At 54.8% G+C, this 15,297-nt stretch carries 12 protein-coding genes; 9 read left to right on the plus strand and 3 right to left on the minus strand.

Going from position 1 to position 15,297, the window contains the following annotated elements; all coding sequences use genetic code 11:
* Positions 1-138 precede the first annotated feature (138 nt).
* From guaB to RCCS2_RS12720, 4 genes are all read left to right on the plus strand, one after another.
* Positions 139-1,587: an IMP dehydrogenase gene (guaB, locus tag RCCS2_RS12710; protein WP_008234833.1), complete on the plus strand. Its 1,449-nt coding sequence runs from the start codon at positions 139-141 to the stop codon at positions 1,585-1,587.
* 3 nt (positions 1,588-1,590) lie between these two features.
* Entirely contained in the window at positions 1,591-2,400 is an 810-nt protein-coding gene (locus RCCS2_RS12715) for a hypothetical protein (protein WP_008234835.1), read from the plus strand.
* Positions 2,355-2,750: a hypothetical protein gene (locus RCCS2_RS18815; RefSeq protein WP_332249353.1), complete on the plus strand. Its 396-nt coding sequence runs from the start codon at positions 2,355-2,357 to the stop codon at positions 2,748-2,750. Before RCCS2_RS12715 ends, RCCS2_RS18815 begins: the two co-directional genes overlap by 46 nt.
* A gap of 339 nt (positions 2,751-3,089) precedes the next feature.
* A complete protein-coding gene (locus RCCS2_RS12720; RefSeq protein ID WP_232204271.1) occupies positions 3,090-5,189 on the plus strand; it encodes an ATP-binding protein in 2,100 nt (699 codons plus the stop codon).
* Here the strand turns inward: RCCS2_RS12720 and RCCS2_RS12725 are convergent.
* From RCCS2_RS12725 to RCCS2_RS12735, 3 genes are read right to left on the minus strand one after another with little or no spacing between them, the layout of a single operon-like run.
* Positions 5,186-6,154, minus strand: a complete 969-nt coding sequence (locus RCCS2_RS12725) for a glucokinase (protein ID WP_008234841.1) — start codon at positions 6,152-6,154, stop codon at positions 5,186-5,188. The two genes, RCCS2_RS12720 and RCCS2_RS12725, sit on opposite strands and share 4 nt — an antisense overlap.
* An 8-nt stretch (positions 6,155-6,162) precedes the next feature.
* Entirely contained in the window at positions 6,163-7,485 is a 1,323-nt protein-coding gene (locus tag RCCS2_RS12730; protein WP_008234843.1) for a GH1 family beta-glucosidase, read from the minus strand.
* A gap of 1 nt (position 7,486) precedes the next feature.
* A complete protein-coding gene (locus RCCS2_RS12735) occupies positions 7,487-8,518 on the minus strand; it encodes a substrate-binding domain-containing protein (RefSeq protein WP_008234844.1) in 1,032 nt (343 codons plus the stop codon).
* Between the two features lie 276 nt (positions 8,519-8,794).
* On the opposite strand from RCCS2_RS12735, the gene RCCS2_RS12740 reads away from it, so the two are divergent.
* The 5 genes from RCCS2_RS12740 (at position 8,795) to RCCS2_RS12760 (ending at position 15,234) form a co-directional block, all read left to right on the plus strand.
* Positions 8,795-10,153 (plus strand): ABC transporter substrate-binding protein, encoded by a 1,359-nt coding sequence (locus RCCS2_RS12740; protein ID WP_008234847.1) that lies wholly within the window; start codon positions 8,795-8,797, stop codon positions 10,151-10,153.
* A gap of 102 nt (positions 10,154-10,255) precedes the next feature.
* Complete coding sequence (locus RCCS2_RS12745; protein ID WP_008234849.1) at positions 10,256-11,263, plus strand: carbohydrate ABC transporter permease; 1,008 nt, start codon at positions 10,256-10,258, stop codon at positions 11,261-11,263.
* Complete coding sequence (locus tag RCCS2_RS12750) at positions 11,263-12,420, plus strand: carbohydrate ABC transporter permease (RefSeq protein ID WP_008234850.1); 1,158 nt, start codon at positions 11,263-11,265, stop codon at positions 12,418-12,420. Before RCCS2_RS12745 ends, RCCS2_RS12750 begins: the two co-directional genes overlap by 1 nt.
* Before the next feature lie 87 nt (positions 12,421-12,507).
* On the plus strand, positions 12,508-14,124 hold the full coding sequence (locus tag RCCS2_RS12755) for an alpha-amylase family glycosyl hydrolase (protein WP_037294189.1): 1,617 nt from the start codon (positions 12,508-12,510) through the stop codon (positions 14,122-14,124).
* An 18-nt stretch (positions 14,125-14,142) separates the two neighbouring features.
* Complete coding sequence (locus RCCS2_RS12760; protein WP_008234854.1) at positions 14,143-15,234, plus strand: ABC transporter ATP-binding protein; 1,092 nt, start codon at positions 14,143-14,145, stop codon at positions 15,232-15,234.
* The last annotated feature ends 63 nt before the right edge of the window (positions 15,235-15,297 follow it).

The raw sequence follows: 15,297 nt of genomic DNA on the forward strand, positions 1-15,297 counted from the left end.
ACCTTGTTCAATACCGAATTGCGCATGCTGTGACAGAACATTGATCTTATGGCGGCGTTCCAGACTTCGCCCTTTCCGTCCTGTCACATCCATGCGATAGGGACGTGCCAACGACACCACGACAAAGGAGACTGTTTGATGGAGATTCGCGAGGCACTCACCTTTGATGATGTTTTACTTGTGCCGGGGGCATCCAGCGTGCTGCCGTCAACCGCCGATACAGCAACACGGGTCACGCAATCAATTGCGATGAACATTCCGTTGCTATCCAGCGCGATGGATACTGTCACCGAGGGCCGCATGGCGATTGCCATGGCGCAGGCTGGCGGCATTGGTGTGGTCCACAAGAACCTGAGCGTTGCCGAGCAGGCGAAAGAAATTCGCCGGGTAAAGCGTTTTGTTTCAGGCACGGTTTATAATCCTGTCACCCTGCGCCCTGATCAGACATTGGCGGATGCAAAAGCGTTGATGGAACGCTATCGCATCACCGGTTTTCCGGTTGTGGGCCTTGAAGGCAAGGTCGTGGGCATCGTAACCAACCGCGACATGCGTTTTGCCCAAGACGACAAAACCCCTGTCAGCGTGATGATGACAACTGATAACCTTGCCATGCTGCAAGAGCCTGCGGACCTTGATGAAGCCAGGTCACTGATGCAGGCACGCCGCATTGAAAAGCTGCTGATCACTGACGAGCAAGGCAAACTGACGGGCCTTCTGACCCTCAAAGACAGCGAGCAGGCGGTTTTGAACCCGATGGCTTGCAAGGACAAATTGGGGCGCTTGCGTGTTGCAGCGGCCTCTGGTGTTGGTGACAGTGGGTTTGAACGGGCCGAGGCGTTGGTCGATGCAGGCGTTGATATGATCGTGATTGATACCGCGCATGGCCATTCCGAAGGTGTGGCGCAAGCGGTTGAGCGGGCCAAAACGCTGTCAAATGAAGTGCAGATTGTTGCGGGTAACATTGCAACCGGTGAAGCCGCCAAAGCGCTGATTGGCGCAGGTGCAGATGCGGTGAAGGTTGGTATCGGCCCGGGGTCGATCTGTACGACCCGCATGGTGGCCGGTGTTGGTGTGCCACAGTTGACGGCGATTATGGATTGCGCGGCTGGTGCAGGCGACATCCCGGTCATTGCCGATGGCGGTATCAAATTTTCGGGCGATTTTGCCAAGGCGATTGCGGCGGGTGCATCCTGCGCGATGGTGGGATCAATGATTGCGGGAACCGACGAAAGCCCCGGCGAAGTGATCTTGTATCAGGGACGGTCGTTCAAATCTTATCGTGGGATGGGCAGCCTTGGCGCGATGGCCAGCGGATCTGCTGATCGCTATTTCCAGAAAGAAGCAGCCAGCGACAAACTGGTGCCGGAAGGCATTGAAGGGCAGGTGCCCTATAAAGGTTCGGCGCACGCGGTTGTTCACCAGTTGGTTGGCGGCCTGCGCGCGGCGATGGGCTATACCGGCTGTGCCACGATCGACGAGATGCGCAAGAATTGTAATTTCGTCAAGATCACTGGTGCAGGCCTGAAGGAAAGCCACGTGCACGATGTGCAGATCACACGCGAGAGCCCGAATTACAGGGTTGGCTAGGCCATGACCCCCGGCGCACGCGTGGCGGCCGCGATTGCGGTGCTGGATCATGTTCAAAACGGTGCTGTTGCCGAGCAGGCGTTGACCGCTTGGGCGCGCAATAGCCGTTTTGCCGGGTCCAAGGACCGTGCCGCGGTGCGTGATCATGTGTTTGATGTGCTGCGCGCGAAACGGTCGCTTGCTGACGGGGCGGGGCGTGATTTGATGCAACGGTTAGCGATGCGCGAAGGCTGGGACATTGAAACGCTGTTTTCAGGTGAGGGCCACGCGCCAGCGCCGTTAAATGGTGATGAAAATGCGGCGCTTGACGCGCCTCTGTCTCTGTCCGATGCGGCGCGGTGTGATGTGCCAGAATGGCTTTGGCCGAGGTGGCGGCAGGCGTTGGGGGATCAGGCAGAGGCGACAGCCATGGCCCAGCAACAGCGCGCCGATGTGTTCTTGCGCGTCAACAGGCGTAAAGCAACGGTCAATCAAGCGGTAAAACTTTTAGCTGATGACGATATATCCACGGCTGTCCATCCGACAGTTGAAGGCTGTTTGCGGGTGACAAAAAACCCGCGCCGGATCAAGACCAGTGCGGCCTATCTGACGGGGTTTGTGGAATTGCAGGACGCAGCCTCGCAAGAGGCGGTCGGTGATACGCCCGTCAATGCTGGCGCGCGTATCCTTGATTATTGCGCTGGCGGTGGGGGCAAGGCGCTGGCCTTTGCTGATCAATATGATGCGACTGTTTTGCCCATGATATTGCGCCACAACGCTTGCGAGATTTGCCAACGCGCGCATCGCGTGCTGGTGTCGACATCGCAGTATTGACGACCGATCAGCTGCAACAACAGCCGAAATTTGATGCGGTGTTCTGTGATGCCCCCTGCAGCGGGAGCGGGACCTGGCGCCGCACACCTGATGCAAAATGGCGTCTGACAGAGGACAGATTGGATCAATTGATCCGGTCACAAGCGACGGTTCTGGATGCTGCTGCACCGCTTGTCGCGGCGGGTGGTGTTTTGATTTATGCGACATGTTCGGTTTTGACGCATGAAAATCAGGACGCTGTTGACCGGTTCTGCACCAGGTCCCCAGAGTGGGGTATCCGGCGCAACACCCAACGCCTTCCTGACGCGGATGGAGATGGTTTTTTTACCTGCGTCCTTTTGAAACGATAATACAACCTAGAATTGATATTGTGGATTTGCTACGCATGTTTAGGGGGCGTTAACCATTCGCCGATAAGTGTACCGGCGCGTAGTGAGGTTTCTTGAGTGCCTTTTGATCAATCGTTCGAAATAAGACCGGTTTTGGTGGCTGCCAAAACACCACCGGTGATACGGCTTTTTGCTGTAGGATTATTATGTATTGCAGCCGCGGTTGTTTTACCGCTTGTGCTATTGCAATACGGTTTTGCGATTTGTGGCGGCATTTTACTGTGTCTGGCGGGTTTCGTGAAATGGGCTGAAAGGGGTATGCATAGCGCAAATGCGCGATTGTGTTACACCGCGCGACGCATGATTGCACATGATGTCGGTGTTGGTTTCGTTACCGATGGTGCCGGGATCGTAGAATTTGCCAATGCCGGTGCGACGGACCGCTTTGGCGAAACGGAAGGCCGCAGTTTGGCTGCAGTTTTTGAATTGATGCTTGCAAACCCCGGCAGTGTTCTGTCGCAGATTATCGCGCAAGCCGACGAAAATGGCGCGCAGACCGAGGATATCGTGACGCGGGCCGGCCATTTCCGCTTGCGGCTGCTGATTATGGGCGCGCAGTGCCAGATGTGGTGGCTTGATGATCTTAGCCAGAATAGCAGTGCGGCAGGTAAACAAGGTAAGCAACAAGCCTTGGCGATGATGACGGTGGCATCGGACGGCCATGTTCTGGGCATGAATGATGCGTGCAGTACATTGGTTGGTGCCGCGCGCGGTCGTTTGAATGAAGTCTTTGAAGATTTGCCGCTGCGCAGCGGGCAAGTGCATAATTTGCGCGGTATGGATGGCCCGCTTTCTGTCGTTGTCGCGATTGTTGAGGGCAAGGAAGGCACCAGTGACATCTATGTGTTGCCAGGTGCCAGTGCTGTTCAAATGCCGCCACAACTGGAGGCTGGCTGGAACGCGATCGAGGATTTACCGGTCCCGCTTTTGAAGGTTGCGCAGAACGGTGCGATCCTTGGTTCAAACAAGGAGGCGCGCCAGCTTTTGGGTTTCGAAAGCACGACAGGATATCATTTGGCTGATGTGCTGAATGATCCGGGACGCCCCCTTAATGATTGGTTATCAGAGGCGTTAACAGGACGTGCCGGAAACGTGTCACAATTCTTGCACGGGCGCGGCAAGAAGCAAGATACTTTCGTTCAGGTTACACTGAACACGGCTGGCGCACCGGACGATTTGCACCTGATTGCAGTTTTGAATGACGTGACCGAGTTGCGGTCGCTTGAGTTGCAGTTTGTGCAAAGTCAAAAAATGCAGGCGATCGGACAATTGGCTGGTGGCGTGGCGCATGACTTTAACAATCTGCTGACAGCGATTTCCGGCCACTGTGAGCTTTTGCTGTGCAATCATGACGAACATGATCAGGACTATGGTGATTTGATCCAGATCCATCAAAACACAAATCGGGCCGCCAGCCTTGTTGGGCAACTTTTGGCCTTTTCGCGCAAGCAGAACCTGCAACTCGAAACCATCGATCTGCGCGATACACTCTCTGATCTGACACATTTGTTGAACCGTTTGGTGGGGGAAAAGGTGACCTTGACCCTCGATCATGATCCGCAACTGGATCATATCAAAGCGGATAAACGGCAATTGGAACAGGTGTTGATGAACCTTGTGGTGAATGCCCGCGATGCGATGCAGGGGGCGGGCGAAATTCGCGTGATCACCAAGAATACCACACTGCCAAAAGCCATGCACCGCGATCGGGCGACTGTCCCGGCCGGTGATTATGTTTTGGTGAAGGTCATTGATGAAGGGCAGGGGATTCTGGCGGAAAAGCTGGGAAAGATATTTGAGCCGTTCTTTACCACCAAGCGCCCCGGCGAAGGCACCGGTCTGGGCTTATCAACGGCCTATGGCATCGTCAAGCAAACCGGCGGCTACATCTTTGTGGATACGGTTGTGGGCGAAGGGACGACATTTTCGCTATTCTTCCCATGCCATGTCGAAACCGAGAAATCGTCGTCCGTTGCGCGGCTGTCCCCGCAACCGCGCATAAAAACAAGCGCCGAAGGTGTCGTCCTGCTGGTCGAAGATGAAGCGCCGGTCAGGGCTTTTGCCACCCGTGCGCTGCGCTTGCGTGGGTACACGGTTCTGGAGGCGGATCATGCAGAGGCAGCACTAGAGATGCTGGAGAACGATGATTTGCATGTCGATATCTTTGTCACAGACGTGATTATGCCGGGCCTGGATGGGCCCACCTGGGTGCGGCAGGCGCTAAAATCACGCCCCGATACCAAAGTAGTTTTTGTATCAGGTTATCCTGAAGATGCATTTGATGATGGTCAGCCGGAAGTATTGGGCGCGACATTCCTGCCAAAGCCGTTTTCGCTTAAGGATTTGACGGATGCCGTACAGAACCAGTTGCTTGCACCTGCGGAACTGATGGAAGGCTAATTCAAGGCGACCAGATGTGCGGCTGATCCGGTTAGTGCGGCATAGTCATCTTCGATCACGTGCACGGCAAAGTTGCTCATGAACCCGGCAAAGCGCCCTTTATCGCGAAACGCCTCGCCAAAACCGAAGTGGTTGAGGTGGGGTGCAAAAGCGCGTGCCACGCCACCTGCCAAGTAGACGCCACCAAAGGGCAGTTGGATGAGCGACAGGTTTCCACATACGGTGCCGAGGATACGAGTAAAAAGCTGCGCTGCCTCTACGGCGCGCGGGTCCGATCCGTCCTCGCAGGCCGCCATGATATCTTTTGCGGCAGCTTCGCGCGGGTCATTCGCCTCTTGCCCCAAAAACGCATAAGCGCGTTCGAGCCCGCGACCTGACAATACGTCTTCGACAGCCGGAAAGCCGTGTGCTGTGGACACGAATTGGCAAAGCCGCAGTTCCATCTCGTTGCGGATTGGCAGGTTGGCATGCCCGCTTTCGGATGGGGTCACGATGCGACCATGTTCAAGATCATAGACCGGTGCAGCGTTAAAGCCGGTGCCGACACCGACCACCAATTTGGCGGCGTTCGGGCCAGCATCAGGTCCGGGTAAGACGGTGCGAATATTGGCGGTATCGATATGACCCAAAGCATGTCCCTGCGCCTGCAAATCATTCAGGATCGCAACTTTTTCCGCCTTTGTGGCGCGCGCGAGCGTATCTTTGTCGATGGTCCAATCAAGGTTCGTCATGGTTGCGCGGCCATCGCGCACCGGGCCTGCAACCGCAACGCAAGCCGCAATCGGGTCAACACCAGATTCGTCGGCGATATACCGGGTTAAAACGGACTCCAAACCGGGAAATTCGCTATTGCGATACCGCCGGATCGTGTCATCCAGAATGCGCCGCCCGTCGGCCAGGGCCACGCGTGTATTGGTGCCGCCAATATCTGCGACCAAGGAATACGTATTGTCTGGATGTCCCATGGCGGTCCTTATTGTGCGATCGCGGATTTGAGCGCGTGATAGGATGCTTTGGGCGTCCGCTTCAAGGTTTCAAAGTCAACGTGGATCATACCAAAGCGTTTTTCATAGCCAAAGGCCCATTCGTAATTGTCCAACAGGGACCAATAGAAAAACCCTTTCACATTCGCACCATCGGCAATCGCCTGTTTGGTGGCGATGATATGGTCAGAGATGAATTTAGTGCGCTCTGGGTCATTGACGGCATCGTTTTCGACATGATCATCCCAGGCCATCCCGTTTTCGGTCACATAGATTGGCATATCACCGATGTAGTCGCGCGACAGGCGGGTCAGGAACGACTGCAAGCCATCTGGGTAAATCTCCCAACCCATCTGGGTTTTGTCACCGGGGCCTTCTTCGGTCGCAACATGCGGCCAAACGCTGGTGTCATCCGCCGTAACTTTATGTCTTGTATAGTAATTCACCCCAAGAAAATCGATGGGCTGGCTGATCTCAGGCATATCATCTTCCCAACCGCGGGGCATGTGCGGATCCAAACCTGTCAAAGCCTCTAAGGGGTAGGTGCCTCTTGTGGTTGCTTCAATAAACCAGCGGTTCATGATCGCATCCCACGTTCTTGTGGCTGCCACCGACTCTGGGGCGTTATCCTTGGGCGCGGTGTGGTCAAAGTTGATCACGATGCCACAATTTGTCATTCCCTTGGCACGCAAACGGGACATCCCGATACCATGTGCAAGGTTGATATGATGCATCGCGCGCGCCGTCGCCCGAATATCCCTCAGGCCGGGTGCATGGTGACCCAGAAAATGCGACAGATACGAGATGCACCAAGGTTCATTGATCGTTGCAATTGCATTTACGCGATCGCCGATCCGGTCAGTGATGACATCCGCGAAATCGCCAAAGTAATTACAGGTATCGCGGTTCATCCATCCGCCCTTGTCTGCCAAGGCGGCAGGTAATTCCCAATGATAAAGTGTCTGAAAAGGTTTCAGCCCCCGTTCCAGCATCGCATCGACAAGACGGTCATAGAAATCCAGACCTTCGGGGTTGGGCGTGCGCCCATCGGGCATGACCCGCGCCCAGGATGTGGAAAAACGATAGGCGTCCATGCCCGCATCTTTGAGCAAATCCAGGTCATCAGCAAAGCGGTGATAGTGATCACAGGCCACTGCACCATCTTCGCCGCGCACGACATTACCTGGGCCTGCTGCAAATGTATCCCAATGGGTGGGCCCGGCACCGCCAAACTGATGCCCTTCGATCTGATAAGCAGCTGTCGCGGCCCCGAAAAGAAAGTCTTTGGGGAAATCGGATCGTTTGAAATCCATGTTAATCCTTTCGGGGGGCAGGGCCGGTTGATGATCCGACCATAAGTTCTGCTTCAAGTAACTGTGTTTGCGGCGTCATATGCGGATCTGCAATAGCATTGAGCAGCATTTCCGCCAGCTGACGTCCTGCGTCGCGCACCGATGATCGGGTCGCGGTGAAAATTGGAACATCGCCGCCATTTTGCAGATAGGACAGGGCATCATCGTGGGTGATGACAGATACGTCCTTGCCCATGGTCAGCCCCTTTTCTTCAATCGCGCGCCGGACACCCAGAGCAGAGATCAGCGACGAACATAGAATGGCTGTGGGCGCGTTATCGGGTTTGAGCATGTCGCGGGTGGATTGATACCCAAAGACTTCGGTCATTTCACCGGACCGCATCAGCGCGGGGTCAGGATCAATACCATGGGATTGCAGCGATGCAGTGTATCCATCACGTCGGCGGTGGGCGAAATCCATGACCTCCAGCCCGTTGATCAGCGCGATCCGCCGATGCCCCAGATCAAATAGAAAGTCTGCCGCGCGTTTGAAGGCGCTGCGATTGTTCACGTCCAGCCATGCATAGGGTTTGCCGTATCCAGAAGCGCGCCCATGCACCGCGAAGGGCAGTTCCAGCGCCTGCAACAGCCCGATGCGCGGGTCGTCCATGCGCGGTCCATGCACAACAACGCCGTCCACAGCGCGCCGTGATTTCAGCCCTTCGTAGATACGCCGTTCGCTGGCGTCATCAACGATAGAGAGGATCATTTCATAGCCATGACGCGCGTAAGTTTCGCCCGCGCCGGCGATGAAATCACCAAAAATCGGGTTCACCATTTCATGTTTGCTGGACAGCGGAATCACATGCCCGATCGCAAGCGCCTGACCGGTCGCCAGCCCTTTGGCCCGGGTTGAGGGGCTATAATTGAATGTGCGTGCTGCCTCTTCAACGCGTCGGCGCGTGGTTGGGCTGACCTCAGGATAGCCATTAAGCGCGCGGCTGACGGTGGTTTGGCTGAGGCCCAAATTCTGCGAAAGCTCTTTTAAATTCATGGGGTCAGTCGTGTTTCCAAAGCGCTATAATATAGGTATCTCGCACCACTGCGGGGCGGGATCTGCACCAACAGCCATAGTTGAGTAGCATGATTTACGAGGATTCCAAGAAAATTTTAGCGCTAACATCGGCGTATTGACAGACGCGCGAACTTGGCTGACTGTAGGGAAATCCAAAGCGCTTTGGGAATTGCGATTCCTATGCGCGTGGGGAATGATAGCACGTAAGTGCAAACGAAAGTGACGCGCTGCTTGGCGCGATTGGGAGGAAAATCAATGAAAACGAAACTGTATGCCAGTGTGGCAGCGGTTGCTTTGACCGCAGGTGCGGCAAGCGCCGATGGCCATCTGCCGTTCACACCGGGCGAAGGCGACTTTAGCTGGGACAGCTATAACGCATGGGCGGAAAACGCGCCTGACCTAAGCGGACAGGACGTCACAATCTTTGGTCCTTGGCTGGCGCCAGAGGACGATATTTTCCGTTCGATGATTACTTATTTCACCGATGCCACTGGTGCGAACGTCACTTACACCGGTTCTGACGGTTTTGAACAGCAGATCGTGATCGATTCCGAAGCAGGTTCTGCGCCCAATATCGCTGTGTTCCCACAGCCGGGTCTTGCCTCGACGATGGCATCACAGGGTTTGTTGACACCGCTTGGTGATGACATGGGATCATGGGTTGCTGACAACTATGCAGCGGGCCAGTCCTGGGTTGATCTGGGCACATATGCAGACGCAAGCGGCGATGACCAGTTTTATGGTTTCTTTTACAACGTGAACGTCAAATCGCTCGTGTGGTATTCGCCCGAGAACTTTGAAGATGCCGGTTACGAGGTGCCAGAGACAATGGAAGATCTGATCGCATTGTCAGAGCAGATGATCGCGGATGGTGAAACACCGTGGTGTATCGGTCTGGGGTCTGGTGCGGCGACAGGTTGGCCAGCCACGGACTGGGTTGAGGACATCATGCTGCGGACACAAACGCCAGACGTCTATGACGGCTGGGTGTCCAACGAGATTGCGTTCAATGATCCACGCGTGATCGAAGCGGTCGAAACATTCGGCATGTTTGCCAAGAATGACGACATGGTTGCAGGTGGGTCCGCCGCAGTTGGATCTACTGACTTCCGTGACAGCCCAACCGGGCTCTTCTCTTCGCCGCCACAGTGCTACATGCATCGTCAGGCATCTTTTGCGACAGCATTCTTCCCGGATGATGTTGTGCCAGGTGAAGATGCGGACTTCTTCTACTTCCCATCCTTTGCTGAAAAAGACCTTGGCAACCCGGTTCTGGGCGGTGGTACATTGATGGCTGTCACCGAAGCGTCTGATGCGACAATGGCGTTCATGGAGTTTCTGCAACAGCCGATTGCCCACGAAGTGATGATGGCGCAAACTGGCTTTTTGACACCACACTCTGGTGTGAACCTGGACGCATATAGTGACGAAATCCTGCGCGGTCAGGGTGAAATCCTGCTGAACGCCACAACATTCCGCTTTGACGCATCAGACCTGATGCCGGGTGCTGTTGGTGCCGGTACATTCTGGACAGGCATGGTTGACTATGTCGGCGGTGCATCCGCTGAAGAAGTCACCGGCGCTATTCAGGATAGCTGGGACGCGCTGAAGTAAGCGATAACGCTATGCTAAAAACGGTTCGGACGGGCAATCGTCCGAACCTATCCACGGCGCATCATGCGACGTTGAGAGATACATTGCGAAGGGGAGGGCGCTATGAATCCGGCATTACAAGGATTAATCACAATCATTATCGGGGTAGGCGGCTGCGTCGGCTATTTTTACGGGGCGAACCTGTTTCTTGATAAAGTATTGTTCAAGGCCGAGGGGCCGAATGCGGGGCGCAACATCAACCGCGCCAATCAAATCCGGCCTTGGTTGTTCCTGATGCCCGCTTTGCTGGCGCTTGGTCTTTATCTTGCATACCCGGTCTTCGCCACATTGCGCCTGAGCTTTCTTGAACGTTTGCCCGGCAATGAATACGCCTTTGTCGGTTTCGACAATTACACCCAGATGTTCGCAGAACCCAAGTTCATGGAAGCGCTGCGTAACAACGTCCTTTGGTTGGTTGTTGTGCCAGCTGCCGCGACGGGTTTTGGTTTGTTGGCCGCACAGCTGACCGACCGCCTGAGCTGGGGGAATATCGCCAAATCCATCGTCTTTATGCCGATGGCGATTTCTTTTGTCGGTGCTGCCGTGATCTTTAAACTGATCTATGAGGCCCGCCCCGAAGATGTGGCGCAGATTGGTATTCTGAACCATCTTTACCTGACCTTTGGCGGCGACGCGCCGGTGCAATGGTTGCAGGTGCCATTCTGGAATAACTTCTTCCTGATGGCAGTGCTGATCTGGATTCAGACCGGTTTTGCCATGGTCATTCTATCTGCCGCCTTGCGCGGTATTCCAGAGGAAACGGTTGAGGCCGCGATCATTGATGGCGCCAATCCATTCCAGATTTTCTTCAAGATCAAAATTCCGCAGATCATGTCCACTATCGTGGTGGTCTGGACGACCATTACCATTGCCACCCTCAAAGTCTTTGACATCGTGTTTGCGATGACCAACGGTCAATGGGAAACGCAAGTTTTGGCCAACTACATGTACGACAAACTGTTCCGGGCGAACGACTGGGGGATGGGATCAGCCAGTGCGATGATCATCATGCTGATGGTGACGCCGATCCTGGTCTGGAATGTCCACAATGCCCGTAAGGAGATGAAGTGATGGATGCGATGGCAGGAAGAAAGCCCGCGGTCGTTTGGGCACTGAACATTTCTGTGGTTGCACTGGTTGCACTGTGGCTGTTTCCGACGCTTGGTTTGTTTATCTCGTCTTTCCGAACTGGTGATCAGATTACCGCATCCGGCTGGTGGTCGGCGATGTTCCCGGCTGAACAGACGTTACAAATTCGCGCAGCGGACCCGGATGATAACCGCGTTGATCTGGGTAACGGGCGCTTCATGGTCGAAGGCAATATCTTTGACGGCGAAGCCTTTGAAGGTGAGTTGAACGCATGGGGCACATCCAGCCGCCGCTTGGGCGAGTTTGAACCCGGTGCAACGGCTGATCTGGGCGATGGTGAAACTTTAACGCTGCAGGTGGATGGGTCTTATGTCTGGGAAGGCGATGATGATCAGATCAGCGGGCGTGCCCAACGGGTGTTCCTTGATGTGGTGTCACCGCCTGACTTTACGCTGCAAAACTATAACTTTGTGCTGTTTGACGAGGCCAATTCCCAAGGTATGGCGAAAGCGTTCTTCAATACGCTGACAGTGGTAATACCGGCCACGATCATTCCGATCCTGATTGCGGCTTTCGCTGCCTATGCGCTGGCATGGATGGACTTTCCGGGGCGGGCGATCCTGATTGCCATCATTGTTGGTTTGTTGGTGGTGCCATTGCAATTGGCGCTGATCCCGCTGCTATCGCTGCATAATGCGATTGGGATTGGAAAGGGCTATTTAGGGGTCTGGCTGGCGCATACCGGATTTGGTCTGCCCTTGGCGATCTATCTTTTGCGCAACTACATGGTCGGCTTGCCGCGCGATATCATCGAGAACGCGAAAGTGGACGGGGCGACAGATTTCCAGATCTTTACCAAGATCATTCTGCCGCTCAGCTTTCCTGCGCTGGCCTCTTTCGCGATCTTCCAGTTCTTGTGGACATGGAATGATCTTCTGGTGGCACTGGTGTTCCTGATTGATGCATCAGGCGAAACCACTGTGATGACCAAACAGATTGTTGAACTGCTGGGCACACGCGGCGGCGACTGGGAAATCCTTGCGACATCGGCTTTCGTGTCGATTGCGGTGCCGCTGGCAGTGTTCTTTGCGATGCAAAAATATCTGGTGCGTGGCCTGTTGGCCGGTTCGGTGAAGTAACTCATCGCGGCTCCGGGGGTGATCCTTGGGGCTGCAACCAATCTAGGATGAACAACGATGACGACGGCGCTTGCCACACATACTGAGATGGCCATTGATAAGGATTGGTGGCGTGGTGCGGTGATCTATCAGATCTATCCGCGTAGTTTTCAGGACAGCAATGGCGATGGCATTGGCGACCTTTTGGGGATCGTGCAGCGCCTGCCTTATATTGCCTCGCTTGGGGTTGATGCGATCTGGATTTCGCCCTTCTTCATGTCACCGATGAAGGATTTTGGCTACGACGTTAGCGACTATTGCGACGTTGATCCGATGTTCGGGTCACTGGCTGATTTCGACGCTGTGGTGGAAACCGCACATCGTTTAGGCATCCGCGTGATGATTGACCTGGTGCTGAGCCACACTAGCGACCAACACGCTTGGTTCGGTGAAAGCCGGGCCAACCGCACCAATGACAAGGCGAATTGGTATGTCTGGGCTGACCCTAAACCTGATGGCACGCCGCCCAACAACTGGCTGTCGATTTTCGGTGGGTCCGCATGGCAGTGGGATGCGCGGCGTGAACAGTATTATATGCACAACTTCCTTGTGTCCCAGCCTGACCTGAATTTTCACGAACCACAGGTGCAAGAGGCACTGCTGGATGTGGCGCGGTTCTGGTTGAACCGTGGTTGTGATGGCTTTCGTTTGGATACGATCAATTTCTACATGCATGATGCGCAACTGCGGGACAATCCGCCGCTGCCCCCCGAAAAGCGGAACGCCAATATTGCGCCTTCGGTGAACCCATATAACCATCAGGAACATATCTATTCCAAGAACCAGCCCGAAAATCTGGAATTCTTGCGCAAGCTGCGCGCGGTGATGGAACCTTACGACGCTGCCGCCGTGGGCGAGGTGGGCGATGCCCAACTGGGGCTAGAGATTATGGGCCAGTATACCGCTGGCGATGATCTGATGCAGATGTGCTATGCCTTTGAATTTCTGGCAAAAGATCAGCCAACGGCGCAACGTATCGTTGATGTGATGCACCGCGTTGATGATGTGGCCGCTGACGGCTGGGCCTGCTGGGCGTTTTCAAACCACGATGTGATGCGCCATGCGTCACGTTGGGATTTGCCGCCAGCGGCACAACGCATGTTTGCGACATTGATTATGTGCCTGCGCGGATCCGTGTGCCTGTATCAAGGCGAAGAATTGGGGCTGCCAGAGGCCGATGTTGCGTTTGAAGACTTGCAAGATCCATATGGCATTGAATTCTGGCCAGAATTCAAAGGCCGTGACGGATGCCGCACACCCATGGTTTGGGAAGCAAGCAATCAAAACGGTGGGTTCTCTGCCGCGCAGCCTTGGCTGCCTGTCGCGACGGAACATTTGCACATGTCGGCGGCCGCGCAAGAGGATGAACCGGGCGCGTTACTGCATCACTATCGCAAGGCCATTTCGTTCCGTCACACGCATCCCGCACTTAGCGTTGGCAAGCATGACAGCGTAAAGGCCAAAGGTGACGTGGTGTATTTCACCCGAACAGAGGGCAAGCAGTCAATCTTTTGCGCTTTTAACGTCAGCGAAACACCATCCGATTTCGATCTGCCCGAGGGGAGCTGGACACCAATCGGTGCCGAGTTGGGCAGCGCACATACATCTGCAGACGGAAGACTGCACCTTGGGCCGTGGCAGGTTTGCCTCGCGCTTAAGTCATAATTCTAAGGGGAGTGAGACATGGCTGATCTGCTATTAACGGACGTTGCCAAGACCTATGGCGGCACGGTTGATGTGTTGAAGAACATCAACCTTGATATCAAACAGGGCGAGTTGATCGTTTTTGTGGGCCCATCTGGCTGCGGTAAGTCGACGCTTTTGCGCATGATTGCCGGTCTGGAAAAGATCACCGGTGGTGAGTTGCAGATCGACGGGCAGGTTGTAAACGATGTCCCACCTGCACAGCGGGGCATCGCCATGGTGTTCCAATCATATGCGCTTTATCCGCATATGACCGTCCGCGATAACATGTCTTTTGCGCTGAAGCTGGCCAAGAAAACCCCTGCCGAGATTGATGAGGCTGTGGGGCGTGCGGCCAAGATTTTGCAACTGGACGAATACCTTGACCGCCTGCCCAAGGCCTTGTCCGGTGGGCAACGCCAGCGTGTGGCCATTGGGCGTTCGATTGTGCGTGATCCCAAAGTCTATCTTTTTGACGAACCGCTTTCCAACCTTGATGCCGCATTGCGCGTCGCAACCCGGATTGAGATTGCGCAACTCAAGGAATCGATGCCCGAAAGCACGATGATTTATGTGACCCACGATCAGGTCGAAGCGATGACGCTTGCGACGCGGATTGTGGTCTTGGCAAACAAGGGGATCGCACAGGTTGGATCGCCGTTAGAGCTTTATGAGCGTCCTGAGAATGAATTTGTGGCCCAGTTCATCGGATCACCGTCGATGAACCTGCTGTCTGGTGAAATTGTTGAAACTGGCGAACAGACAACCGTAAAGCTTGATGCAGGTGGTCTGGCAAAATCTGCCGTTCCGACGAATGCGTCTGATATGGGTTTGAAAGTGAACATCGGTATCCGTCCAGAGGATATGCTGGAAACCAGTGGCGATGATTATGCCTTTGAAGGCAAAGTGAACATCACCGAAGCGCTGGGTGAGGTCACGTTGCTATATTTCGATAAGGTCGGTGATAACGAAGCTGTCATTGGCAAACTCCCCGGCATTCACGCCGACCTACGTGGCAAGTCTGTGCGCATGGCGGCGGCACCCGATAAGGTCCAGATTTTCCATAATGGACAATCGCTTTATTACCGTTAAGGGGTTCCTCCCGAGCTTAACGAGTTGCTTGTATCGCGCCGATGTGTTCGCATCGGCGCGATT

Source organism: Roseobacter sp. CCS2, assembly GCF_000169435.1.
In the GTDB taxonomy this organism is placed as follows: Bacteria; Pseudomonadota; Alphaproteobacteria; order Rhodobacterales; family Rhodobacteraceae; genus Yoonia.